Genomic DNA, 21,240 nt, shown 5'->3' on the forward strand with positions numbered 1-21,240 from the left:
CCCCGGGGCGGGATTCCCTGTTCGCGGTGTGAGCTTCGCTCAACTGCGATGCGCCTCCGTCCGCACGCCGCCGCCCACGTCCGGGGCCGCGTCGCTGCGAATATCGATCCGCCAGCCGGTCAAACGCGCGGCCAAGCGGGCATTCTGGCCCTCCTTGCCGATCGCGAGCGAGAGCTGGAAGTCGGGCACCACCACGCGGGCCGCGCGGGCGTCGGGGTCGACGATAGTGACGGAAACCACTTTCGACGGCGAGAGCGCGTTGCCGACGAAGGCGGCCGGATCCTCGGCGTAATCGATGATGTCGATCTTCTCGCCCGCCAGCTCGCTCATCACGTTGCGCACGCGCTGGCCCATCGGGCCGATACAGGCGCCCTTGGCGTTGACGCCAGGCACGGTGGAGCGCACCGCGATCTTGGAGCGATGCCCGGCCTCGCGGGCCACCGCGACGATCTCGACCGAGCCGTCGGCGATCTCCGGCACTTCCAGCGCGAAGAGCCTGCGCACCAGATTCGGGTGGGTGCGCGAGAGGGTGATCTGCGGGCCGCGCGGGCCGCGGGAGACGCCGACCACGTAGCACTTGATGCGGTCACCGTGTTCGTATGTCTCGCCGGGCACCTGCTCGGCGGGCGGGATCAGCCCCTCGGTGCCGTGCAGCTCGCTGCCGATGCGCACCACCACGGTGCCGCGGGCGTTGGCGCGCGCGTCGCGCTGCACCACACCGCCGACGATGTCGCCCTCGTGGGTGGAGAACTCGCCGAAGGACTTCTCGTTCTCCGCGTCGCGCAGCCGCTGCAACACGACCTGGCGCGCGGTGGTCGCCGCGATCCGGCCGAAACCCTCTGGGGTGTCGTCCCATTCGGAGATCACGTTGCCATCGGCGTCGAGTTCGCGCGCCATCACCCGGACCACGCCGGTCTTCTGGTTGATGTCGATGCGCGCGTTGGGCTGGTGGCCCTCGGTGTGTCGATAGGCGGTCAGCAGCGCCGACTCGATCGCGGAGATCACCGTCTCGATCGAGATCCCCTTGTCGGCGACGATCGCGCGCAGGGCTTCGATTTCGATGTTCATTCCACGATCCCTTCGGTCGAATCGGACGCTGTTACGGGTAGTGCATCGGTGTTTCCTCGGGCATCCGCGGCGTCGTCGACCGCGAGAGCGTCGTCGTCGTGCCCCGGTTTGGGACGACCTGGCGTCACCCCGCCCGCCAGCTCCAGCTCTCGCTCGCCGGGCGCGGAGAACTCGACCTGGACGACAGCCTCTGCGATATCGGCCAGCGGCACGTGCACCCGGTGCGGGTTGCGTTTGCCGCCGAGCACCAGCGCCACCGAATCCTGCGCCAGCGCACCGACTCGCGCCTCGAACCGCGCCGAACCCCCCGGTTCCGGTGGTTCGGCCCCCGGTCTGAGCGTGACGCGGACCTTGCGGCCCTGCGCGCGGCGCCAGTGCCGGTCGGCGGTGAGCGGGCGGTCGATGCCGGGGGTCGTGACTTCCAGCAGGTAGGGCGTCTCGCCGAAATCGCCCGCGTCGTCGAGCAGCAGCGAGAGTTCCGAGCTGAGGGTGGCGATGGTGTCGAGATCGGCGGTACCGTCGCTGTCGACGGTGACCTTCACCTTGGCCTGCGCGTCCGCGTGCTTGCCTGCCCTCGAGATCTCGACGCCCTCGAGGTCGAATCCCCGGCGTTCGACGAGCTCAGCAACGAGCTGGCTCACCCTTTCCTCGGTCGGCATCGGCATGTGGGGCGGCTCCTGGTTCAGTTGTGACGCGGTCGGAATTTTCTGTACCGAAGGTCTAGCGTAACGCGCCACGAGAGTGTAAAGGACCAGCGGCCCGAGACATGCGTCCCGGGTGCGCGGCGCGCAGGGCGGGTCGCTCGGCGCGACCGGAGTGGTCGGACCGGTCTGGCACGATGGTGCCGTGCCTCTCCGCCTCCTCGCCCCGCCATCGGCCGGGCGCACCTTCGGCAGCCGGGTCGACCGGCACGCGTCCCAGGACCCCCTAGCGCATCGCGTCCCGCTCGTCGACCGCCGCACCGCGTTGCGGCTCGCGGGCGGCGGAGCGTTCGGCGCCCTCGCGCTCGGTGCCGCGACGGGCTGCGCGGACGAATCCGTATACGAACCCGATCCGCTTGCCGCACAAGAGATCTCGGCCCGAACCGACGCCGCGGCGGCGACCGCGGCGATCGCGCTCGCTCCCCAGCGGCAGGCCGCGCTGAGCACGATCGCGAACGAACGCACCGCGCACGCGGACGCGTTGCGAACCGAGATCGCCCGCGCCGTCGGCGTCTACGGCGACGGGACCACCCCGGCGCGCAAGACCCGGGACAACGCCCTGCCGTTCGCCGCGGTCACGACCGGCCCCGAGACGACAGGTACGGACGTGCCACCGATCTCCCCGCCGAGCCTCGACCAGTTACGCGAGCAGCTCGCCCGCTCCCGCAAATCCGCGGCCGATCTCGCGGTGACCCAATCCGGTTACCGCGCGGGCCTGCTCGCCTCGATCAGCGCGGCCTGCGCCGCACACGCCGGGGTGTTGCTGGCATGACCGACGCCGAACGCCAAGCCCTGCTCGACGCGCTCACCGCCGAGAACGCCGCGGTCTACGCCTACGGCGTGATCGCCGCGTTCGCCTCCGCCGAGCGGGATCGCCTCATCGCCGAGAACACCGCGGCGCACCGGGCCCGCCGCGACACCACCGTCGACGCGCTGCGTGCGGCGGGAGCGAGCGCACCGCCGCCGGAACCCGCCTACACGATGCCGTTCCCGGTGGACGGTCCCATCGACGCGGCGAGACTGGCCGTCACCGTCGAGAAGGACACCGCGGTCGCCTGGCGCGCGGTCGTCGAGCACGGCGAATCCGAACCGACCCGCCGCATCGGTGTCGACGCGCTCACCGAATGCGCACTGCGCATGGCCGCGTGGCAAGCGATTCTCGGCGCGAACCCGCCGACCGTCGCCTTCCCCGGCCAGCCCTGAGACCGGTCCGGTAGCCCGACGTTCGCCGCTCGCTCGGCGAGCCGCCCACGCGGCTGAGGTCTTCCAGCTGCGCGACGGTCTTTCAGCTGCGCGCGACCTGGCAGCTTCGACCATCGGTCGCTGGGCGAAGTCCCGACTCGTGCGCCTCGGCCACGGTCCGATCGAGGTCCGAAAGCAGGTGCGGCCGAAAAGTATTCGGCCGCACCCGGCTCGCTCAGGGGCGCATCTCGTAGGCGCCGTCGTAGGACGCCACCTGCGCCCACACCCGGTCGAAACGCTCCCGGTCGACCTCGGGGGTGCGCAGCGCCGCAACCGCCCACTCCCGCTGCGCGGCGGTGGCGGACGCCTTGCCGTACAGGGTGGTGGCGTGCGCGTTGAAGTCGCGGATCTGGAAGTCGAAGATCTGGTCGAGCACGTCGCGGTCCAGGCCGGTGATCGCGGCCTGTTCCAGGATCAGCTGGCCGTAGACCACCAGGGAGAACAGGTGGCCGATGGTGAGCATGAAGTCCAGGTCCTGCTGCTGCGCCGCGTCGGGGGCCGCGGTGGCCATCAGGTCGCGCAGCGCCTTGGCCTGCTCGTAGAAGCGCGCGACGTTCGCGGAGTCGGAGTGCTTCTGGTACACCGGGTTCCAGTCCGCGAACTGCACTCGGCCCGCGCCGCGAGCCGGGCCCTGCCGCCAGAAGAACTCGTCGTCGGCCGCGTCCTGGCGGGTGCCGACCTCGGGGTAGTCCTTCGCGTTGAACAGGTAGTTGGGCAGGAACTTCAGGATCTGCCCGACGTTCACGTGCACCGTGCCCTCGAGCCGGGGCAGGGTGTTGATCAGGCGCTGCACCTCGTTGAAGTAGGTGTTCTTCTCGAAGCCCTTGGCCGCCAGGACATCCAGCAGCAGGGTCATGACCACCTCGCCCTCGGAGGTCACCTTGGACTTGGTCATCGGGTTGAACAGCAGGTAGCGCCGGTCGTCCAGGCTCGCGGTGCGGAAGTAGTCCACGGCGCGGTCGCTGAACAGCTTCATGGCGATGATGCGGCTGTAGGCGTCGACGAAATTGCCACGCACATGCGGGAAGTCGGTGACGAGTTTGCCGTAGAGCACGCGGTTGTTGGCGTGCGTGATGGCCTCGTAGAAGGAGTGCTCCACCATGCCGATACCGCCGTGGCACAGGTTGAACTTGCCGACGTTGACGGTGTTCAGCGCCGCGGAGAACGCCTCGGGACCGGTGTGCAGGATGTCCTCGGCGCGCACCGGGTAGTTCTCCAGCCGGAACGTGCTCACGTACATCTGCTCGTTCACGACGTTGTCGATGAGGTGGTAGTTCTCGTGGCGGCTGTCCGCGGCGAACCAGATGTAGCCGTCGGCGCCCTCGATGTCACCGCGCCGGGAGAACACCGAGACCATGCTGGCCACATTGCCGTTGCCGATGTAGTACTTGGCGCCGTTGGCGCGGAACAGGATTCCGGCCTCGGCGTCGGCACTGCCCGGCTCGGTGGGGGTGAGCACCATGTCGGTGTTGTAGATGTCCGCGCCGTGCGACTGCTCGGACAGCGCGAAGGCCATCACCTGTCCGTCGGCCAGGTCGCCGGCAGCGCGCCGCTTGGCCGCCTCGTTGTCGCTCTGCCAGATCGGGCCGAGGCCGAGGATGGTCACCTGCTCTGCGTACCAGTAGGCCAGGCCGTAGAAACCGAAGATCTCCGAGAGCGCGGCGTTGCGCGCGGCGTCCCAGCGGCGGTTCTCGTCGCCGTCGGCGTACGCCGCGGGGGTCAGGAAGGTGGCGAAGAGCTTCTCCTTGGCGACGAACTCGAGGAAGTCCGCGGTGAACACGGCGTTGTGATCGTCGGCTAGCAGCTGCCGCTTGCCGCGGCTCTCGAACCACTCGATGGTGGCCTTCAGCAGGCGGCGGGTCTCCGCGTCGAAATGCTGCGGATCGTAGGTGGCCGGGTTGAACAACAACGCGTCGGTGTTCGTCATGCCGGTTAACTTACCAGCGGGTAACAGCAGCGTGTGGTGGGTATGTCAGTTAGCAGACCGGCAAATCTAGCCTACGGAAGCGTAAGGAGAGGGCGACTGTCCAACCTTCTCACGCCGGGCGGACCCGGATGCGAGACTCAGTCGAGGCCCGGAGTTTCCGAGACAGTCCGAAAACGAACGCCGCCCCGGTCCCACCGTGGGGACCGGGGCGGCGAACAGAATGCTCGGGCGAATCAGCCGCGGATCTTCGCGACCACCGTCTCGACGGCGGAGCCCGCCGGAATCTCCTCGGCCTCGCCGGTGAAGCGGTTGCGCAGCTCCACCTTGCCCTCGGCCCAGCCGCGGCCGATGACGAGAACCCAAGGCATGCCGAGGAGTTCGGCGTCCTTGAACTTCACGCCGGGCGAGGCGGTGCGGTCGTCGAAGAGCACGTCGAGACCCTGCGCGTGCAGGCCGGACACCACGTCCTCGGCGCCCGCGCGGGCCGCCTCGTCCTTGTTCGCGATGACGACGTGCACGTCGAACGGCGCGATCTCGGCGGGCCAGCGCAGACCCTTCTCGTCGTGCTGCTGCTCGGCGATCACCGCGACCATGCGCGAGATGCCGACGCCGTAGGAGCCCATGATCAACCGCACCGGCTTGCCGTTCTCGCCGAGCACGTCGACCTCGAAGGCGTCGGTGTACTTGTAGCCGAGCTGGAAGATGTGCCCGATCTCGATGCCGCGCGCGGACACCAGCGTGCCGCGCCCGTCCGGTGAGGGGTCGCCGTCGCGGACCTCGGCGGCCTCGATGGTGCCGTCCGGGGTGAAGTCGCGACCCGCGAGCAGGCCGACCACGTGCTTGCCCTCGCTGTCCGCGCCGGTGATCCAGGACGTGCCGGTCACCACCCTGGGGTCGACCAGGTAGCGGATGCCGTTCTCCTGCAACGCCTTCGGACCAATGTAGCCCTTCACCAGGAACGGGTTGGCGGCGAAGTCGGCCTCGGTGAGCAGCTCGACCTCGGCGGGCTCGATCGACGCGCCGAGGCGCTTGTCGTCCACCTCACGGTCGCCGGGGATGCCGATGCCGACGATCTCGGTCTTGCCGTCCGGGTGGCGCAGCTTGACCATCACGTTCTTCAGGGTGTCGGCCGCGGTGACCGGCCTGCCGTACTGCTCGGCGATGCCCGCGGCGTTGGCCCACTCGACCAGCGTGGCGATGGTCGGGGTGTGCGGGGTGTCGTGCACGACGGCCTCGGGCCTGCCCTCGATCGGCTGCGCTTCGGGAGCGGGCGTGATCACCGCCTCCACATTGGCCGCGTAGCCGGACTCGCGGCAGATCACGTAGGTGTCCTCACCCACGGGGCTGTCGGCGAGGAACTCCTCCGAGGCGCTGCCGCCCATCGCGCCCGAGGTGGCGGCCACGATGACGTACTCGACGCCGAGCCGGTCGAAGATGCGCTGGTAGGCCTCGCGGTGCGCGTTATAGCTGGCCTTCAGGCCGTCCTCGTCGAGGTCGAAGGAGTAGGAGTCCTTCATGACGAATTCGCGCCCGCGCAGGATGCCCGCGCGGGGACGCTCCTCGTCGCGGTACTTGGTCTGGATCTGGTACAGCGCGACGGGCAGATCCTTGTACGAGTTGTACTCGCCCTTCACGGTGAGCGCGAACAGCTCTTCGTGGGTGGGGCCGAGCAGGTAGTCCGCGCCCTTGCGATCCTGCAGCCGGAACAGCGCGTCGCCGTATTCGGTCCACCGGTTGGTGGTCTCGTACGGGTCGCGCGGAAGCAGCGCGGGCAGCGAGATCTCCTGCGCGCCGATGCCGTTCATCTCCTCCCGGACGACGTCCTCGATCTTGCGCAGCACCTTCAGACCCAGCGGCAGCCACGAGTAGACGCCCGGGGCGATGCGGCGGACGTATCCGGCGCGCACGAGAAGTTTGTGACTGGGCACCTCGGCGTCGGCGGGGTCGTCGCGCAGGGTACGCAGGAAGAGGTGGGAGAGGCGGGTGATCACGGGTCCACAGCGTAGTCTCCGGCCACCGCGTCTCCGCAACGCGTTATCCATTTCGGGGCGCGTGGGCCGTGTTCATGAACGCGTCGCGCTACCGCGTCCGGTTCGCGGCGACTCGCGCCGGTACCGTATCGCCTCGTGCTGGTGCTGCTACCTCCCTCCGAAACCAAGTCCGACGGCGGCGCGGGCGGGCCCCTGGACCTGGACTTGCTCGCCATGCCGCAGCTCACGCCGGTGCGCGACAAGCTGGTGACCGAACTGGTGGAGCTGGCCGCCGATCCGGCTGCCTCCCGCGCGGCGCTCGGGCTCGGCAAGGGGGCCGACGCCGAGATCGCCAGGAACGCGGCGCTGCGCACGGCCGCGACCCGGCCAGCGCTGGAGCGCTACACCGGCGTCCTCTACGACGCGCTGGACGCGAAGTCCTTCACCAAGGCGCAACGCGCCAAGGCGTACGCGCGGCTCGGCATCGGCTCGGCGCTGTTCGGCGCGGTGCGGGCGGGCGACCCGATCCCCGCCTACCGTCTCTCCGGCGGCTCCAAACTGCCGGGTCTGCCGACCCTCTCCGCAGTCTGGCGCGACGTCCTGCCGGACGCCCTGGTGGCCGAAGCCGCGGGCGATCTCGTCGTCGACCTGCGCTCGGGCACCTACCAGCAACTCGGCCGCGTCCCCGGCGCCGTCACCGCGAACGTCCTCACCGAGCACCCCGACGGCAGCCGCACCGTGGTGAGCCATTTCAACAAGCACCACAAGGGTCTGCTGGCTCGCGCGCTGGTTCTCACCCGCGCCGAACCGACCGACGTTCGCGGTGTGGCCCGAGTCGCGGAGAAGGCCGGGCTGCGCACCGAGATCGCCTCTCCCACCGAACTTCTCATCATCACCTGAGGCGCTCGGGCAGCTTGTCGTCGACTCACCCACGTCGAGAGGTCACAGCGTCTGCGCGGCGTGGCCTGCGAACCGCGAGCTCAGTGGGGCCGCTCGGCCAATGCGGCGATCTCGCGGCTGAGGTTGCCGCGGGCGGCGGATTCGTAGCGCCGCCTGGCGGATTCGGTGTGGAACAAGTGGGGTTGGCGGGCAAGGCTTTCGAGGACGGCGGCGCGGCCCGCGCGGAAGAGGTCGTCCGGAACGTGGGCGTATTCGGCGCGGACCGCTGCCGCGTACGAGGCATAGCCGGGCTCGTCGGCGGCAAGCACGGCGAGGTCGGCGTCGCACAGGACGCCGCCGTTGTGGTCCTCCGGTTCTGGGTCGTGGGATTTCGTGAGACGCACCAGACGGCCCACTTCGCGCACGAGTTCGGTTGGCGCGCCTATCTTCTCGAGCATCACCTCGGCGAGTTCGGCGCTGAGCTCCTCGTTGTCGGCGCGGTCGACGGCGTACACCGCATCGTGGAAGAACGCCGCGTAACGCACGGCGTCCGCGTCGTCGGCCTGGTCGGCCAGCTCGTCGATGACGCGGAGCATGGCCGCCAAGTGCTCGACGGTGTGATAGCGCCGGTGCGGTTCGCTGTAGCGGCGCACGAGGTCTTTCCCGACCGGCTCGGCAGCTGGACCGGCCAGCGCCGTCCACCGCTCCAACAGCGCCCGCTCCACCTCAGGTGACATCTGCCCAGTCTTCTCCACGGGAACGCTGGCGACAACGCCTCCGGCGATGGAATTCGTCACCGCACAAACCCATTCACTGCCGCCGAAAGAGCACGGGTTACCCGCGCTGATCGCACCACCGCGACAGCCGACGGCCCACCGACTACCTGCTCGGAAAATGAGATGCGCCGTCCACCACCCCGCCGGTACCGTCACCACAGCGACGACGGGGGGATTCCGAAATCTGGCGTCGCCCGAATTCAATCGAAGCGTCCGGGCACCTCGCCGTGGCGCGATCGGGGAGGACGAATGACCAAGCTGAATCAGATCATCGCGGTGGAGAAGGGCGTCAAGAGCGCCGCGTTGCGCGAGCTCGCCGAGACCCAGAACCTGCTGCAGAAGCCGTCGCTACTGGCCGGCATCACCCGCACCTACCAGCCGAAGGACGAAGAGGGCGAACAGCTTCCGCCGGAGGCGACCCGGGTGCAGGTGAAGTCCGAGGAGGTGCTGCGGCAGACCGCCGCCACGCTGACCCGCCTTTTCGACGTGACCGCGACCAAGGACTGGGCCAACCGCACCGCCGCGGCCGACGTGGTGGTGGACGGCGAGACCATCCTCGACGACGTCCCGGTGCCGTACCTGCTGTTCCTGGAGAAGCAGCTCGCCGATCTGCTGACCTTCGTCAAGCGGCTCCCGGTGCTCGACGCCGCCGAGGCCTGGGGCTTCGACGATTCCCCCGACACCTGGCGCACCGAGCCGGTCCGCACCATCCGCACCAAGAAGGTGCCGCGCAACCACGTGAAGGCCGAGGCCACCGACAAGCACCCGGCCCAGGTCGAGGTGTACTACGAGGACATCGCCGTCGGCTACTGGACCACGGTCTAGTTCGGATAGTGGGAGCAACGCCCTGATCACGGCAAACGCCGATCAACACACGCCCGACCTGCACATTTCAACTCCATATGACGTGTGACACACTCGGCGCAAACATTTGCTATTGCACCGCGCACCTTCGGCAGTACGCGCGAGCGGCGCGTACCAATCGCTCGATATGAGCGCGACAGGCACACCCGGATCCGCCGCCTTGGGGCTGTCGGTGCCTGGTTATAAGCTGTAGCGCTAAGTAGCAGGCCATTGCCACGGAGGAGCCCCCTTGGCCGACCAACACCTGTCCGAGTTGACCTATAGCGAAGTTCGCGATGACACCACGGTCAGCCAGGATCAGAAGACCGAAAAGCTCATCGACGAGACACTCGGAACAATGATCACTCTGCTAGTACACCGAGGTCGCTCTGATATCGCCAATACGCTTGCGGCGGTTGTGAACGCGAGAATTGAATACGACTCGGATTCACATAGCCGCGACTTATGGCTTGAACATCAGCCAGAGGACAAAGAAAGCTTTCAATCTAGCATTGAAGGATGGCGACAGGTATTCGATGAGGTCGTAGAGCGAAAACGATTCCCTCTCGACTGGCTGGGAACTCGCGAGATCATGCCGCCAGTTCCTTTTGGTTGGCGAAAAATTTTGGCGGGATCAGAACAGAACGGCAAGCGACCCACAAACCACGCTCGTAAAGTACGAACGATGTCAGCTTTCGCGCAAGATTGGCTTGCCTTCACGAATGATGGAGAATTGCAAGTCTATTGCGCATTGAAGAAAATCCAAGAGTCAGTTCTGCCTCGCGAAGAGACGATCGGGATATTTCCGCTAGCTGGCGGTAGAATTCCCGGCCACACATGGGAGCCGGATTTTCTTGTCACATACAAAGGTCGTGCAGGCGTTCTTGAGGTTGACGGACCGCACCATACAAATCGTCGGGCCCTGGACACCACTCGGGAGCACCTGCTGAGGGATGCGGGAGTAGCATACGTCGACCGGATAATGGTGGAGTCGCTGCGCGATCCCGATGAGCTGAATGGTGCACTCCGCCGGTTTCTGCGTCGATTAAGCGAAACCAGATAGCCAACTAGCCGCTTCAGCCGCACAAAACAGCAGCTCGATACGGCAAGGCATTCTTGATGCTGTACGCCGAATTAACTCACCGATAGAGGACTGCACTCCTGAAGGAATTGAATGCCTGATCCCACCCAGCTACTCCTAGACGATCTGACGGCGAAGTACGATGCCACGCCGGTCTCAGAGGGCTTCCTTCGCCTATATGGCACTGAAGTATTGCTGGGGCGAATGTTTGCGAGCCTACACCAAAAATTGAATGAACACTTCGAGTCGATCAATGGCCGCATTAGAACGACGCACCACTACTGGGCCTCAAACAGCCGCGAGCTGATCGAGTTATTCTCCGAATTAACCGATATCCTTCAAAATTTAAAAGCAGCGGGTATCACCGTAGATTTTTCTGACGAGTATCGTGCACATATATTTGATTGTAGGAAGTGGCTGTCGCCAAGTGGAGGTAGCACGATCCCAGACGAATTTTCAGAGCTAAAGATCATAAAATATCAACCTATTTTCTTCTTTCCTGAAACAGTCACCGATATCATGCAACGTCCCACTGGCCAGAATTTGACAATGATAGGCGAAGGATCGTATGCCATCGTCTACGAATATACAGACGTAAACTATGGCAAGAAAATTGCATTAAAGCGCGCCAAGAAGGATCTCGGCGAACGAGATCTCTTCCGCTTTCGGCAAGAGTTCGAGACACTCAAGAAACTTAGCTTTCCCTATATCGTTGATGTATACAATTACAACGAGAACCGCAATGAGTACACTATGGAATACTGCGATACTACGCTGCGGTCTTACATTCGTAAACACAATAACTCGTTGTCATCGGCTACCCGTAAGAGGATCGCACTTCAGTTCTTATATGGCATCAACTACATACACCGCAAGAATTTGTTGCACCGGGATATAAGCCTACAGAATGCATTGATAAAGGCGTTCGACGCAGGTGCTGTCCTGGTCAAATTGTCCGACTTCGGTCTTGTAAAGGATCTGGAATCAGCATTCACCAGAACAAGAACTGAAATGCGCGGAACGATTCGTGATCCATATCTGCATAACTTTAAAGACTACGGTCGCGTCAACGAAATCTATGCGGTCGGCTGGGTGCTTTCATATATTTTCACTGGCAGAGAATCGCTAAAGACCGGAAAGGATGATGTGAGCCACATTATTCATAAATGTACGTCCAGCAATCTTCGCGAGCGGTATCAGAATGTCGCAGATATAATTTCCGACGTTGAACGTCTAGATATGCTCGCCAGCTCAGTCGCACCCGTGTGATTCATGGCCTCGCAGTATAAGAGAAGCCGACGAGGCATAGCGCACAAATCATGTGGCAAGCCCCGGAGGGGTGCGGCAGCAACTTGCGTCTAAAGACGGCGATTGTTGCGGAGAGTACCGGTTTCCGCGCGGTCGCGCTGCGAGGGTGAGCGTGATGGTTCGGTTTTCCCTCCTGAGCCCGGGCCAGGGTGCGCCGACCGGAGCGGAGCGGAGGGCGGGGCGACCCTGGGCGGCGCGCGCATGCGCGCCGCTCTTGACTCTGTAAAGAGAAATTCGGCAAGTTCTGATCTGTTGGGTTACCGGTTATCCTTTCCTTCTTTTTCCTACTGATTCCCGGGGGTTCCCAACTTCTCTCACTCTCTCCCAAAGAGCCTTCAAGCTTGCGGTACAACACTTTTCGCGAATCAGACCATAGATTGCCTTGCTTCACGCGACGCGACGGAACGGCCCAACCCTGGGACCCGGGAACCAGTGAGGCGGTGGCCGAATCCGGCACGCCCCAGCCTCCGCGCAGTCGCTCGGCCTTCTGACGGTCAGCTGGTGCCGGGGTTGCGGCCGTGTATTCGTTCTTGGCGTGCGCGTTCGTCGCGTTCGCGGACTTCCCGTGCGCCACGTTCGCGGCGTGCGAGGTCGGCGGGTGTGATGGTGGTGCGATCGGTGTCCGGGATCGGTTGGGGGCCGCTGAGGTTGAGGACGTGGGTGACTTCCGGTGTCAGTCCGAGGGCGTTTCGTTCGCGCGTCTGCTCACGGTTGGCGGCCTCTTTGGCGCGTTCCTCGACGACACGCTCGGCCTCCCGGGGGGCGGCTCCGATGGCTTCGATGCCCCGCACGGTTTCGGCGCGTGTCTCCTCGCGATTCGCGCGCAAGATCGGTTCCATTTGTTGGATCTGGTCGCGGGTCAAGCCCGCGGATTCGAGCGCTTGGCGGGCTTGCGCGTTCTCCGTCTCGCGGATGATGTGCAGCTGTTGGGACAGGTTGTTGTGGGTCTGGCGTAGATCTTTGGTCGGTATCAGGTTGCCGCGCTCCTGGGCTTCGGCCAAGCGTCGGGTCTGCTCGGCCACCTGCTTGGCAAGGACTTGTTTCTTGTCGGCGAGCTCCTGTTGTGGTGTGCGGGCGGGTGGCTGCTTGTCGCGGGCCTGCACCTGTTTGGCGGGGCCGCGTGACTCGCGTTCTTTGGCTTGGGCCTTCTGTTGCGTTCGCTGCTCTCGGGCCTTCTCGCCGATGCCGGGCAACTCAAGCTGCTGACCGCGTTCCAGTTGCATCCCTCGTGCCCAAATCTCGCGGGCGTCACTTCGGGAGATGATCTGGTGCGTGAACCGGTCCGGGTAGTCCCGAGCCAGGTTGTCGATGAGTTCTCGCGCTTCTTTGGATATATGCTCGCCTTCGACAGAGCGCAGCAAGTGTTGGTGGACCTCCCCTCTTTCGAGAAGAGCTCGCAGGACTCTCAGTTGCTTCTCGTCCTTTTTCCCGCCGATCCTCCCGGATTTCTCTTCGATTGTGGAGGTAAGCCCCTCAGCTTCCTTCTCCTTGTCGAAACGAATCTTTTCGTCTCCGGCTTCGTATGTTCGGGATTGGTGGATGTAACCGTTCTCGCGGTCGCGGAAGAATCGATCGGTGCCGTTCTCGAAGATTCGGCCCCGCTCGTTGCTGTCGTAGGGCCCACGATCTCTGTCATATCCGTCCGACATGGTCGAAACCCACCCCCGAGGTTCACGAAACCAGCCTGATCACTTACTCACATGAAAGGAGGATGATCAGGAAAACCAGTGCTCAGATCCGAAAACAATGGACCGCCTTCGTCTTTACGAAGGCGCCAGAACGCAACCGACACCAACTCGGCCATGTCGATGAATTCGTTCTCGACAACGAACTGAACGAGCAGCTCAGCGCTACATGCCTTCCAACCCTCGAACTTGAAGGCGATACCCGGCTTGACGTCACCGTATATCGACAGTTCGCAGTCGTTATAGCCCGTAGGAATCTTCGTCAAGTCGATCCATCGGGCATCGAGATACCGGATACACCATTCCCCAATGAGGCACACGAGTTGATCGGCGTTATCTGCGTTCTCGGGGAGGGTGACGGCTTCCATATCGGGAAACAGCTCCGCGATCGTCTCGCTGAGCTGGATTACCTCGCTCGATTCGAAGTCCCATGGTTCCTGCGGCAATGCAGGCAATTCGGCGCGCTTGCAGAGTTTTCGTGCCTGTGTCGCACGCCGTTCCGCGTCGACCCACTTGTCCCATGCGGTCAGCTCAACCTCGACCCCGAGGTCCATGCTCAACTGATCGTCGGTCCCCATCCCGTTCCTCCTCTGATGTGTATTCGGTTGCCGCTCATGCCAGTGCCGCAAAACTCCGCGCTCCGCGGAGCGCCGTACACAGGGTAGGGGCGGCAACCCTCCAGCGGCGCGCAACACCAGCGGCCCGCGGCCGAAGTTGCTGTACCGGGGCGAATCTCATGATGTGTGGGCTTCCAGCGGGGGAATGGTGCTTGTGGGTGTCACCAGGGCACAGGCCAAGGCGACCGCGTTTTGGATGCTGGCGTTGGGGAAGTGCTCCACGCTCGGGGCGACGACGACGGTTGCGGCGTACTGGTGTGCGGTCCACATGATCAACGTGGTTGGCATGTAGGTGTCGGCGTCGATGGTCACCGTGTGCGCCAGCCGGTACCCGCGCGCGTGGCTCAGATCGATAATCATTCGCTCGTCTCGTAACCAGGAGTCGCTGACGCTCCGGTTGAGCAGACCGATTGCATTGATGGGCATGCGTTCTCACTTCCACCACTCGGGGGCTTCTGACGGCCGGACTGCCGGTGTGTGAGTGGTGAGGCGCTGAGAGGCGGCGCGGCCCTCATCAGTCAGCTCATAGACCGGCTCCGGGCGTTCGGCACCTCTCGGTCGGCGGACCTCGGTGCGGACGTGGCCCTTGGTAGCAAGCCATTGCAGAGTCAGGGTGATCGGGCCGATGTGGTGCCCACCCGCCAGCTCCCGCGCCGAACACGCCCGCCCGGCCTCTGCCAGACCCGTCAATGCGGCGGCTTGCGCGCGGCTGAAGTCGTCCCGGCTCAATTGCAAATGTGCTGTTTCACTGCGCTTTTCGCGTTCGGAATGATTCTGTTGGGTCACGTGGTTGGTCACAGGTGCTACCTCTCGAGGTACAGGATTTCGTTCGGCAGGCGCGGGAACTCGCGCGTGTCCAGGTCGACGGTCACGGCATCGACGTAGTGGCGGGCCTGGTGCTCCTGAACGAAGATCAACGCGGCGGTCAGGCAGGCAACGAAGTCCATGCGCTGCCCGTGCAGGAACACACTCAGGTGCACATCGGGTTCGGTGGGCGACGGCGACCCGGCTGGGGTCGGCGCGGTGGCGCTCATAGCGCGGTTTGGCGGGGCGGGGCCAGGCAGGCGTGCACCGCATACAGCACCGCACGTCCAGAGGGACGGAACACCGAATGCGCGGCGGTGATCCACACTCGATGCTCCGAACCTTGATCGGCGGGGGACGGTAGCGCGACGTGATCGCCGTTGCCCAAGACGGTGATTCGGCGAGCATGGAACAACGCCGCCTCGGCAGCGATCATCGTGGCCGGAATATCGGAGCGAACCAAGAGCGTCCACGTGTGCGAGCGCGGATGGGTCACGATCGGCCCACCACCCTGTTTGTGCCGCTCGAGGTGGACCTTCACCATCTGCCCCAACTCCGCAGGCATCGCCACTGCCCACACCATGCCCGCGGTGAAACCGATACGGCCCGTGTGAGGGTCAACCACCGCAGGCAGATTGCACACTCGCCGGTAGTAGGTGCACCGGGACGCTGGCGTGTCCCCGAAACCGACTTCATCCATCCGTAGTCCCCTGCTCGTATCAGAGTGGCTTGGATGCGCCCGGCCCCCTGGACGTATCCGCAAAGCCAGGGACGGGAGCCGATGAGGGATTGGGCGAAGCCCCCCAGCCGGACGCATATTCAGCACACACCCCGAAACCCCTGGGAGTAAGGTCGTTGCGGGTGTTGAAAGGTGGTGGATCGACCACTGCCGGTGACCAAATGGCGGGTGTGATGAACAGTCCGAACATGCACCTTTCCGAGTGGCTCGCCCGTTCAGGGTGGAGCCGTGGCGAGCTGGCACGCCGCGTGCGCTCCCTCGCGATCGAATGGGGGGAACCCCATATCAGACCGGACGCATCGAGTGTCCGGCGTTGGGTCGACGAGGGAGAACGGCCCCGGCATCCGGTCCCAGCGATACTGGCCGATCTATTCTCCGCCCGGTTCGGGCGTCGCGTGACAACCTATGACCTCGGTTTAGGTGATGCGCCGATGCTGGACCGCTCCCTCAGCTACAGCGCATCGTGGCCTGAGACAATCGAAGCAGTTGCCGACCTTGGAAGGGCAGACGTGGATCGTAGGAAGTTCCTGACCACCGCGTCGTTCGCTGCCGTCGCGGCCATCGGGCCATCCCGGGATTGGTTGCTCGATACCCTCGACCAATTGCCCGAAGATGGGCAGCGGGTCCGGCTCGAAGATGTGACCGCCGTGAAGAATATGTTCACCACGTTCCAGGAGGTGGATATCTTCCAGGGCGGCGGATCGGGCCGCCTAGTGCTCGCGGCGTACATGAACGAGCATGTGTATCCGCTGCTACGGCGGTCCCACGCCGAAGACGTCCGTCTGGCACTGTGCGGCGCGGCGGCCGAGCAGACATATCTTCTCGGTTGGATGGCTTTCGACAACGGCGAGCACGGGACAGCTCAGCGCTACCTGATTCAGGCGCTTCGCCTGGCCGAGGAGTCGAGAGATGCGGCGCTGGGCGCTCACGTGCTCGCTGGAATGGCCGACCAGGCAACCCTTCTCGGACATCCCGACGAGGGTCGACGTCTTGCACAAGCAGGCCGACAAGGTCTTTCGAAAGTGAACGCACCCGCCTGCCTCGCAGACCTCTGGACCCTTGAAGCGCGTTCGCTGGCGGCCGTCGGCGACAAGGCGGGCGCTGCTCATGCGGTCAATGCTGCCGAGGACGCCTTTGCGCGCATCGAACCCGACCGCGAACCGGAATGGGCACGGTTCATCGATGAGGCGTACATCTGTGGCGAGTGGGCCAACACATTCCGTGACCTCGGCCAGCCAGCAGACGCCGAACCGCACGCACGTCGTTCGATCGCATACGCACGTCGGCAGAACCGAGCACGGCGAGGCGCGCTATCCCATGCTGCACTCGCGGTTACCCACCTCCAAGACCGCGATCTGGAATCCGCCCACGCCGCCGCGGTGCGGACGCTGGACCTCTCCCGCAAGGTCAAGTCGTCGCGCTCGGTCGAGGCCGTGCGCGACGTACAACAAAAGATGATGAGATTTGGGCCGCATCCACTCGTCGCCGACTTCAGTGAACGAGCACGGGCACTGCTCGCTGCCTGAGGCGCGTAAGCCGCTCTGCACCGGGCGGTGATCTTCGCGGTGCGGAGCTTGCTGTGCCGCACGGTATCCAGATGGATATCCTGTCCAACCTGCGCGTATGGCATGATTTTCGCGGTTTGGACATACTCTGCAGTTGGTCACCGGCTGTGATGGGTTTGTGCTGCCACGACCGGTTCTCGAGGAAGGGCGCGAAGCGACGAGGTGCAGGTTCCAAATCGCTCTCCGCGCGCGCGGAGATGAGCCCGACGCGTCGCGGTGAGAGTGATCCGATCCCACCGACACCGGTAGGCGACATGGGCGGCACACCGAGGCCCGGGGGCGGGCAAAGCCCCCGGGTCTTCCATATTTCGGCCCGCCGAAACCGTTCCGCGACAAGGGGTTGAAGCCCGAGCGCGGGTTCACGACATACGGGAATGCGCGGCCGCGTCCGGGTGTTCCCCCGAGACATGACCGGTACAGCTGCGCTCTCCGACGACCTGAAGAAGTACCTCGACGAGTCGAAGGTGTTCGCCACGGTGGCCACCGTCGGCGCGAACGGGCAACCGCATCTCACCGTGATCTGGCTCGAGCGCGACGGCGACGACCTGCTGTTCTCCACCACGGTGGCGCGTCAGCAGGCGAAGAATCTGGCCAGGGACCCGCGAGTGACCCTGCTGATCAACCCGCCCGAGAACCCCTACGTCTATGCCGAGATCCGCGGCACCGCCACCCTGACGCCGGATCCGGACAAGACCCTGCCCAACAAGCTTTCGCTGAAGTACACCGGCAAGAACTACGCCGACTTCAACCCGGCCTCGGTCGAGGACGCCGAACGGCTCATCGTCCGCGTCACCCCGCGCAAGGTGGCCGGACGGCTCTGACTCACGTCACCCGCACCAGGTGGCCGGACCGTGCTGAGACAGGAATCGAGCTCAGGCCCGCTGCGCTTCTTCCTGGGCGTGGTGGGCCTGCGCGACCTGCTGCGGCGTGTACCGCAGCGTCAACGCGATCAGGCCGATCACCACGGCGACGCCCGCGCAGACCGCGAGCACGAGCGTGTACCCGCTGCCGAGCGCGACGATCTCCGCCGAGTTCATATCCGAGGCCTTACCGGTCTTGCCGCCGAGCGACAGCGTGCGCGAGACCGCGATCGGCGTGAGGACGCCGATCGCCAGCGGCGTGCCCAGATTCATGAACATCTGTCCCACCGCGGCGAGCGGACCGATGTCGTTGGGCGGCACGCCGACCAGCACGCACAGCGGCGAGACCACCATCGCGACGCCGACGCCGAAACCGATGACGACGAGCAGGATCAACAGCGTCGGCCAATAGGTCACGTCGCGTTCCAGAGTCGAACCGAACAGCAGGCCGAGGGCGAGCACCACGGCCGAGCTCGCGAGCAGCCAGCGCGGCGCGACCATCATCGCCAGCTTCGACGCCATCGCCCCGCCGAGGCCGATGCCGACGGTGAACGGGATCGAGGCCACGCCCGCTTCCAGCGGTCCGTAGCCGACGACGTTCTGCAGGAACTGCGCGACGAAGTAGGTCATCGCGCCGAGGACACCGCCCGAAAGCAGGATCAGCAGGAAGGTGGTGACGCGGTCGCGGCTGTCGAACAGCGACCACGGCAGCAGTGGATTGTCGACATTGCGCTCGGCGAGCACGAACACCACGAGCAGCACCGCGCCGCCGATCAACGAGCCGATGATGACCGGGTTGCTCCAGCCCATCGCGGGCCCCTCGGTGGCGCCGAAGACGATGGCGGCGCAGGCCAGGGTGCCCAGCACGGCGCCGCGCACGTCCAGAGTCACGCGGTGATGGGCGGTGTCGGACAGGCAGTACACCGCGCCGAGCACGATGAGCAGACCGATCGGCACGTTGATCAGGAAGATCCAGCGCCAGGACAGCTGCGTCAGCGCACCGCCGACCACGAGACCGCCGACCGACCCGATGCCGACCATCGAGCCGACGATCGCGATCGCCTGATTCCTCGGCTTACCGGGCGCGAAAGTCGTTGCGACCAGCGCCAATGCGGCGGGCGCCGCGACCGCCGCGCCTGCGCCCTGCACCGCGCGCGACGCGATCAACATCGCGGGCCCTTGGGCGAGCCCGCACGCCAGCGACGCCAGTGTGAACAGGCCGACGCCGTAGATCAGCATGCGTTTGCGGCCGAAGGCGTCGCCGAGTCTGCCGCCGAGCAGCATGAGTCCGGCGAAGGTGAGTCCGTAGGAGGTGACCGTCCACGCGCTGCCCGCGCTGGTCAGTCCCATCTGATCCTGCAGACGCGGCAGCGCGAAGATCACCACCGTGCCGTCCAGCACGACCATGAGCTGCAGCCCGCTCAAGACTAGGATCGCGAGCCCGAAGGCCCGCTGCGTCACCGGGTACTGCATCGTCGCAGCGGGATTATCGAGCACAGGGAGTCACTGTAATTGATAGCCGAGGCGCGTCGACCCCGGCCGCGGTGAAGGCCGACCCTCGCCGCACACGAATCTCCCGCGCCGCACAGCGGCGTGCGGCGTCGACTTTGCCCGTCGATCCTGCCGGTGCCGCGCTCATCGCTGTTCGACTGGATGGCGGAGGCGAGCGCCCGCGCCAGCCGGGCCGATGGGGTTATTTCGCGGAGAACCCGGCGGTCGGTCCGATCACCACGATCGCGGGCGGCCGGATGCCCTCCTCACGAACTCGCGCGGCCACGGTGCCGAGCTCCGCGCGCAGCACCCGCTGGGTGCGCAGCGTGCCCTCCTGGATGACGGTCGCGGGGGTGTCGGCGGGGCGTCCGCCGTCCAGCAACGCGGCGGCGAACTGCTCGATCCGCTCCACCGCCATCATCAACACCAGGGTGCCGCGCAGCCGGGCCAATGCGGGCCAGTCGACCAGCGAATCCGGGTGATCCGGCGCGACGTGCCCGCTGACCACCACGAACTCGTGCGTGACGCCGCGGTGAGTCACCGGGATGCCCGCGGCGGCAGGCACCGAAATGGGGCTGGTGACACCGGGAACGACGGTCACCGGGATGCCCGCCTCCACGCAGGCCTCCAGCTCCTCGTAACCGCGACCGAACACGTACGGGTCGCCGCCCTTGAGCCGCACCACGAACTTGCCCGCCTTCGCGCCCTCGATGAGCGTGGCGTTGATCGCCTCCTGCGCCATCGCGCGGCCGTACGGGATCTTCGCCGCGTCGACGACCTCGACATCGGGGCCGAGTTCGGCGAGCAGTTCCGGGGGCGCGAGGCGGTCGGCGACGACCAGGTTCGCCCGCGCCAGCAGCCTGCGGCCGCGCACGGTGATCAGGTCCGGGTCGCCGGGGCCACCGCCGACCAGAGCGACGCCGGGCGTGACGGGCGACGAATCATCGGTCACCACACCGGATTGCAGCGCCTCGAGCAGCGCGGTGCGCACCGCGGCCGAGCGGCGGTGCTGTCCGCTGGCGAGGACGCCGAGGGTCAGACCGTCGTAGCGGGCGGTGGCGGGGGTGACCGCGGTGCCGAGCCGGGCGACGTCGGCGCGCACGCAGAACACGCGACGCCGGTTGGCTTCCTCGACGACGGCGGCGTTGGTCTCCGGTTCGTCGGTGCAGGCGATCGCGTACCAAGCGCCGTCCAGGTCGCCGTCGGCGTAGGCGCGCAGTGTGACGGTGAGCTGCCCGGAGGTGGCCATGCCCTCGACCGCCGGGGTGACGTCGCGACTGATGACGTGCACGTCCGCGCCCGAGGCGATGAGCAGGCCGAGCCTGCGCTGGGCCACCGTGCCGCCGCCGACCACGACGACGCGGCGGCCGTTCAGATCGAGCCCCACCAGGTAGTTCGGGTCGCCCGTTTGCTGGGCGGCGGACTGGGATACCGCCTGTTCCTCGGCGTTGTCTGACGTGTTCGGCACAGTGTTCGAGCCTACGGCCTGCCTGCGACGCACCGGCAATCAGAGGCGGGAATCGTGCCGAACTGGTGCGTTGTCGCACTGCGGCGGGTCTGCGGCGGTGAGAAGCGAGACGGCCCAGAGGCTCTCGGCCCGGCCCGGCAAACGGTGGGCTGTTCATGCTGTAGCTCAGCTGGGGCAGCCGGTCGAGTTCGGTCGGCGGCAGGCCGATCGAGGACA

General features: G+C 65.6%; 21 protein-coding genes. 8 read left to right on the top strand and 13 right to left on the bottom strand.

Going from position 1 to position 21,240, the window contains the following annotated elements:
* Nucleotides 1-39 precede the first annotated feature (39 nt).
* Nucleotides 40-1,068: a transcription termination factor NusA gene (gene nusA, locus T333_RS30945; protein ID WP_067782429.1), complete on the bottom strand. Its 1,029-nt coding sequence runs from the start codon at nt 1,066-1,068 to the stop codon at nt 40-42.
* Nucleotides 1,065-1,733 carry a ribosome maturation factor RimP gene (gene rimP / locus T333_RS30950; RefSeq protein WP_354999451.1) on the bottom strand — a complete coding sequence of 223 codons (669 nt, stop codon included), beginning with the start codon at nt 1,731-1,733 and terminating at the stop codon, nt 1,065-1,067. The genes nusA and rimP overlap by 4 nt, the downstream gene beginning before the upstream one ends.
* 301 nt (nt 1,734-2,034) lie before the next feature.
* Here rimP and T333_RS30955 point away from each other — a divergent pair, with 301 nt between their 5' ends.
* Together T333_RS30955 and T333_RS30960 are read left to right on the top strand one after the other, a co-directional pair.
* A complete protein-coding gene (locus tag T333_RS30955) occupies nt 2,035-2,541 on the top strand; it encodes a hypothetical protein (protein WP_496426845.1) in 507 nt (168 codons plus the stop codon).
* The gene (locus tag T333_RS30960) at nt 2,538-2,972 is read left to right on the top strand and encodes a ferritin-like domain-containing protein (protein WP_357253974.1); all 435 of its coding nucleotides are present in this window, start codon (nt 2,538-2,540) and stop codon (nt 2,970-2,972) included. Before T333_RS30955 ends, T333_RS30960 begins: the two co-directional genes overlap by 4 nt.
* A 214-nt stretch (nt 2,973-3,186) precedes the next feature.
* Here T333_RS30960 and T333_RS30965 read toward each other — a convergent pair whose 3' ends face one another.
* Entirely contained in the window at nt 3,187-4,938 is a 1,752-nt protein-coding gene (locus tag T333_RS30965) for an acyl-CoA dehydrogenase family protein (RefSeq protein ID WP_496426699.1), read from the bottom strand.
* Between the two features lie 233 nt (nt 4,939-5,171).
* Nucleotides 5,172-6,929: a proline--tRNA ligase gene (locus tag T333_RS30970; RefSeq protein WP_354999447.1), complete on the bottom strand. Its 1,758-nt coding sequence runs from the start codon at nt 6,927-6,929 to the stop codon at nt 5,172-5,174.
* Nucleotides 6,930-7,064: 135 nt separating this feature from the next.
* Between T333_RS30970 and yaaA the strand changes: the two genes are divergently transcribed.
* Nucleotides 7,065-7,808 carry a peroxide stress protein YaaA gene (gene yaaA / locus T333_RS30975; protein WP_496426700.1) on the top strand — a complete coding sequence of 248 codons (744 nt, stop codon included), beginning with the start codon at nt 7,065-7,067 and terminating at the stop codon, nt 7,806-7,808.
* A gap of 80 nt (nt 7,809-7,888) precedes the next feature.
* On the opposite strand, the gene T333_RS30980 is transcribed toward yaaA, so the two are convergent.
* Nucleotides 7,889-8,524 (bottom strand): HD domain-containing protein, encoded by a 636-nt coding sequence (locus T333_RS30980; RefSeq protein WP_496426701.1) that lies wholly within the window; start codon nt 8,522-8,524, stop codon nt 7,889-7,891.
* A gap of 288 nt (nt 8,525-8,812) precedes the next feature.
* Here T333_RS30980 and T333_RS30985 point away from each other — a divergent pair, with 288 nt between their 5' ends.
* The 3 genes from T333_RS30985 (at nt 8,813) to T333_RS30995 (ending at nt 11,756) form a co-directional block, all read left to right on the top strand.
* Nucleotides 8,813-9,388: a DUF7873 family protein gene (locus T333_RS30985; protein WP_496426702.1), complete on the top strand. Its 576-nt coding sequence runs from the start codon at nt 8,813-8,815 to the stop codon at nt 9,386-9,388.
* A gap of 268 nt (nt 9,389-9,656) precedes the next feature.
* Nucleotides 9,657-10,469, top strand: coding sequence for a hypothetical protein (locus T333_RS30990; RefSeq protein WP_496426703.1), 813 nt, complete (start codon nt 9,657-9,659; stop codon nt 10,467-10,469).
* Between the two features lie 111 nt (nt 10,470-10,580).
* Nucleotides 10,581-11,756 (top strand): protein kinase family protein, encoded by a 1,176-nt coding sequence (locus T333_RS30995; RefSeq protein WP_496426704.1) that lies wholly within the window; start codon nt 10,581-10,583, stop codon nt 11,754-11,756.
* 533 nt (nt 11,757-12,289) lie between these two features.
* On the opposite strand, the gene T333_RS31000 is transcribed toward T333_RS30995, so the two are convergent.
* From T333_RS31000 to T333_RS31025, 6 genes are all read right to left on the bottom strand, one after another.
* Nucleotides 12,290-13,444 (bottom strand): hypothetical protein, encoded by a 1,155-nt coding sequence (locus T333_RS31000; protein ID WP_496426705.1) that lies wholly within the window; start codon nt 13,442-13,444, stop codon nt 12,290-12,292.
* A gap of 47 nt (nt 13,445-13,491) precedes the next feature.
* Entirely contained in the window at nt 13,492-14,058 is a 567-nt protein-coding gene (locus tag T333_RS31005; RefSeq protein ID WP_496426706.1) for a hypothetical protein, read from the bottom strand.
* A gap of 156 nt (nt 14,059-14,214) precedes the next feature.
* A complete protein-coding gene (locus T333_RS31010) occupies nt 14,215-14,523 on the bottom strand; it encodes a hypothetical protein (protein ID WP_496426707.1) in 309 nt (102 codons plus the stop codon).
* 6 nt (nt 14,524-14,529) lie between these two features.
* On the bottom strand, nt 14,530-14,895 hold the full coding sequence (locus tag T333_RS31015) for a hypothetical protein (protein ID WP_496426708.1): 366 nt from the start codon (nt 14,893-14,895) through the stop codon (nt 14,530-14,532).
* A 5-nt stretch (nt 14,896-14,900) separates the two neighbouring features.
* On the bottom strand, nt 14,901-15,131 hold the full coding sequence (locus T333_RS31020; RefSeq protein WP_496426709.1) for a hypothetical protein: 231 nt from the start codon (nt 15,129-15,131) through the stop codon (nt 14,901-14,903).
* Nucleotides 15,128-15,526, bottom strand: coding sequence for a DNA-directed RNA polymerase subunit beta (locus T333_RS31025; protein WP_496426710.1), 399 nt, complete (start codon nt 15,524-15,526; stop codon nt 15,128-15,130). Before T333_RS31025 ends, T333_RS31020 begins: the two co-directional genes overlap by 4 nt.
* Nucleotides 15,527-15,801: 275 nt before the next feature.
* On the opposite strand from T333_RS31025, the gene T333_RS31030 reads away from it, so the two are divergent.
* The gene (locus T333_RS31030; RefSeq protein ID WP_496426711.1) at nt 15,802-17,166 is read left to right on the top strand and encodes an NsdA family TPR-like regulatory protein; all 1,365 of its coding nucleotides are present in this window, start codon (nt 15,802-15,804) and stop codon (nt 17,164-17,166) included.
* A 446-nt stretch (nt 17,167-17,612) separates the two neighbouring features.
* Nucleotides 17,613-18,026 carry a PPOX class F420-dependent oxidoreductase gene (locus tag T333_RS31035; protein ID WP_496426712.1) on the top strand — a complete coding sequence of 138 codons (414 nt, stop codon included), beginning with the start codon at nt 17,613-17,615 and terminating at the stop codon, nt 18,024-18,026.
* A 51-nt stretch (nt 18,027-18,077) separates the two neighbouring features.
* Here T333_RS31035 and T333_RS31040 read toward each other — a convergent pair whose 3' ends face one another.
* Nucleotides 18,078-19,538, bottom strand: a complete 1,461-nt coding sequence (locus T333_RS31040) for an MFS transporter (protein WP_354999851.1) — start codon at nt 19,536-19,538, stop codon at nt 18,078-18,080.
* 220 nt (nt 19,539-19,758) lie between these two features.
* Nucleotides 19,759-21,024: a uroporphyrinogen-III C-methyltransferase gene (gene cobA / locus T333_RS31045; RefSeq protein WP_496426713.1), complete on the bottom strand. Its 1,266-nt coding sequence runs from the start codon at nt 21,022-21,024 to the stop codon at nt 19,759-19,761.
* Between the last annotated feature and the right edge of the window lie 216 nt (nt 21,025-21,240).

This window comes from Nocardia sp. CNS-044, assembly GCF_059570515.1.

Coding starts and splice junctions, on each gene's coding strand:
- T333_RS31020 (WP_496426709.1), bottom strand. CDS start 15,131: ATGAGCGCCACCGCGCCGACCCCAGCCGGGTCGCCGTCGCCCACCGAA.
- T333_RS31000 (WP_496426705.1), bottom strand. CDS start 13,444: ATGTCGGACGGATATGACAGAGATCGTGGGCCCTACGACAGCAACGAG.
- T333_RS30985 (WP_496426702.1), top strand. CDS start 8,813: ATGACCAAGCTGAATCAGATCATCGCGGTGGAGAAGGGCGTCAAGAGC.
- T333_RS31040 (WP_354999851.1), bottom strand. CDS start 19,538: ATGCAGTACCCGGTGACGCAGCGGGCCTTCGGGCTCGCGATCCTAGTC.
- T333_RS30995 (WP_496426704.1), top strand. CDS start 10,581: ATGCCTGATCCCACCCAGCTACTCCTAGACGATCTGACGGCGAAGTAC.
- rimP (WP_354999451.1), bottom strand. CDS start 1,733: ATGCCGATGCCGACCGAGGAAAGGGTGAGCCAGCTCGTTGCTGAGCTC.
- nusA (WP_067782429.1), bottom strand. CDS start 1,068: ATGAACATCGAAATCGAAGCCCTGCGCGCGATCGTCGCCGACAAGGGG.
- T333_RS30960 (WP_357253974.1), top strand. CDS start 2,538: ATGACCGACGCCGAACGCCAAGCCCTGCTCGACGCGCTCACCGCCGAG.
- T333_RS30965 (WP_496426699.1), bottom strand. CDS start 4,938: ATGACGAACACCGACGCGTTGTTGTTCAACCCGGCCACCTACGATCCG.
- T333_RS31030 (WP_496426711.1), top strand. CDS start 15,802: ATGGCGGGTGTGATGAACAGTCCGAACATGCACCTTTCCGAGTGGCTC.
- T333_RS31005 (WP_496426706.1), bottom strand. CDS start 14,058: ATGGGGACCGACGATCAGTTGAGCATGGACCTCGGGGTCGAGGTTGAG.
- T333_RS30980 (WP_496426701.1), bottom strand. CDS start 8,524: ATGTCACCTGAGGTGGAGCGGGCGCTGTTGGAGCGGTGGACGGCGCTG.
- T333_RS31035 (WP_496426712.1), top strand. CDS start 17,613: ATGACCGGTACAGCTGCGCTCTCCGACGACCTGAAGAAGTACCTCGAC.
- T333_RS31010 (WP_496426707.1), bottom strand. CDS start 14,523: ATGCCCATCAATGCAATCGGTCTGCTCAACCGGAGCGTCAGCGACTCC.